We start from the raw sequence: 2650 nt of genomic DNA, 5'->3' as shown, positions 1-2650 counted from the left end.
TCATTCATGTCGCCCAGCATTTCATGTCGGCGACAGCCGAAAACATTAACAGCTCTTTGAGCAATTGTTAAAATCCCCTGCAACCCCAAGCATAGGATTGTTGAGTTGGGGTTGAAATCCCCTTCTAAAATGCGCGAAAAATAATCTTGCTGAGTGCTGAGTGCTAACCGCTTTTTTAATATAAAATTGTAGGTTAAATCAAGTAACCTTCCAATCCCAAAAACATTATATGAAACACCAAAAAAAACGACCCAGTAAACTAATAGAAATAGGAGGAATATTATTATGGGCGATCGCCTTAACTAGCTGCAGCACCCAACGCTACACTCTCACCCTCTCCAGTGGTGCCAACGGTGGAGCTTACGAACGCATGGGCAGACAAATAGTAAATTCGGCTCGCGAAGTTGGGAAAATGTCTATCCACAGCAACTATAATTCCGAAGGTTCACAGGAAAACCTACAACGTCTGCTCAATAAAGAAACAGACCTTGCTCTAGTTCAATTAGACGTAGCTAGTGAAGCAATGAAAACTGGAAAAGTACAAGCAATAGCTGTTCTTGCTAATGAATATTTACACCTCATTACACCATCTAACTCAGAAATCAAAACTTTTAGCGATCTTGAAGGAAAAAGAGTAGCCTTTGGTACCCCTGGCAGTGGCATTTACTTCACTGCCCAACGACTATTTAGTGCTACCAATTTAAAAATTATTGAACAACAACTTGATTTCAGACAAGGATTTAATAAACTTAAACGACAAGAAATAGATGCTTTAGTTTATGTAGGTCCGTTAGGAGGCAGTAAAAAAGTGAAAGCTCAACTAACAACACCTCCTACCCTGAAGTTAGTTCCAATGGCAACTTCTTTTATTAACTACTTAAGCATTCAATTTCCCGAATCATACCAAAGTGCAACCTTTCCCAAGGGGAGCTATATGCCTCTACAACCCCTACCCCAAGAAGACTTACCCACCATTTCTACTGCTGCCGCTTTAGTAACTCGCCCCGATGTCAGCAAAGAAAAAATTGCTCTTTTAACTTGGTCGATCATCTCATCCTCTCGGCAATACTCATTATTTTACCCAGAACTTGCTAACGGCAATACTCGCTCTTTATTACGCAGTGGGTTGCTATATCTCCATCCTGGTTCCCTACAAGCATTTAACGAAGGCGATCCCAGAAAAATTTGGATGCGCTACTTTGAGGAAAATCAAGACTTACAAGCTGGTGTTATTATTGTTATCTTTACAGGTCTCATCGGCTTTTTACTGCGAGTGTGGCGTCAGAAACGATGTAGAAAGTTGATTAAAAATAACCGTTTAGCTCTTAGTGAAATTAGTTTTTATGTAGAAACAAATCCTGTTCAAGCTCTGAAAGAAGTGGAAGAATTAAGACAGCAACATCGGTTAATGTTAATAGAAGGAAATTTGCCTAGAGAAGCTTATGAAAAGTTAGAAGATATGACACAAATTATGGCTGAACGATGCCGAAATTTGCAAAAAAAACAACGTCAACAAGATATTCAAGATACAATAGAATTGATTGATGAGTGGCAAAATTTATCAGAAGTATGCCAAGAAAAAATCAAGAATAAACTGAAACAATCAGAGAGTAAATATAGAGAAATGTTATTATCAAATCAAATCGATCTTCAGACTTACATTCACCTCACCCAACTTATTAGTTATTATGTCAACTTAAATCATCATAATCCTCATCATCAGACTGGCAATAATAATCTTCCTGTTACCTAGGAATACCATTTATCGACTCAATATTTTGGCTAATTGTTAACACTAAGTATCTCTAATGGACTTGGACAAAATAGAAGCAGAAAACGACCTTAAATGTAGACATGGAAAGGTTTTTACCTCAAAAAGGTATAAATTTTTAATTACCAAGGGTTTTAGCCATTTTGGGTGATGGTATCAACATAATTCGTTTGTCTAGACTAAACTTTTAACTTTTTTTGTTCCATAAAATCTCGAAGTACCATTAATACTCATTATACCGGGTTTGTCACGGTGGCCACTCGTTGGGTGATTGAACATTCCAATGCTTGCATGGAAAGATCTAAGAGTTTAGTTAAAAACTCTGAGCAGACAGTTACTCATGGGACTGCCAAGCTCAATCTATGTTTTATCCGACTCATGCTTAAGCATGAGAATGATCCTATAGATATCAAATTTGCTCTATAAGACAATACGAGTTATGTAATCTGAAGAGCTACTCTAATGGTTCCATACTATACGAGTTTTGGTCTTATCTGAACTGTATTGCTCTATATAACCCATTTGGGATCTATTTAAAAATAGATAAATAGACATCTCCAGAAAAGAGGGAACAGGGAACACTTAACTGGGAACAGGGAATAGGAATTGATAATTTCTGGATAATAATTGACTTTACTTTTTATTTTTGGAGATGTCTAATAGATAAATAGAGGGGGACATAGAGAGATGGACAGGTGGGGAGATAGTGAGATAGGGAGATAGGGAGATAGGGAGATGGTGAATATATCTATTTTTCTACCTTTTTCCCCTATTCTATTTCTGGCGTTGCTGAAACCTTGGGATGAATCTTTCACCCCCCACACCCCCCACACTCCCCACACCCCCCACACCCAGGTCGGAATAGCGTCGTGACGGGAA

2 protein-coding genes are annotated in these 2650 nt (G+C 38.1%); one reads left to right on the top strand and one right to left on the bottom strand.

What is annotated here, in order from left to right; all coding sequences use genetic code 11:
* The first annotated feature begins 229 nt into the window (after positions 1-229).
* On the top strand, positions 230-1753 hold the full coding sequence (locus F6K22_RS38235; protein ID WP_293110101.1) for a TAXI family TRAP transporter solute-binding subunit: 1524 nt from the start codon (positions 230-232) through the stop codon (positions 1751-1753).
* 674 nt (positions 1754-2427) lie between these two features.
* Here F6K22_RS38235 and F6K22_RS38225 read toward each other — a convergent pair.
* A partial coding sequence (locus tag F6K22_RS38225) for a hypothetical protein (protein WP_293110098.1) occupies positions 2428-2650 on the bottom strand: 223 nt, incomplete at its 5' end.

Source organism: Okeania sp. SIO2F4, assembly GCF_010672385.1.
Lineage (GTDB): Bacteria > Cyanobacteriota > Cyanobacteriia > Cyanobacteriales > Microcoleaceae > Trichodesmium.
This window is presented reverse-complemented; position numbering and strand designations above follow the sequence as displayed.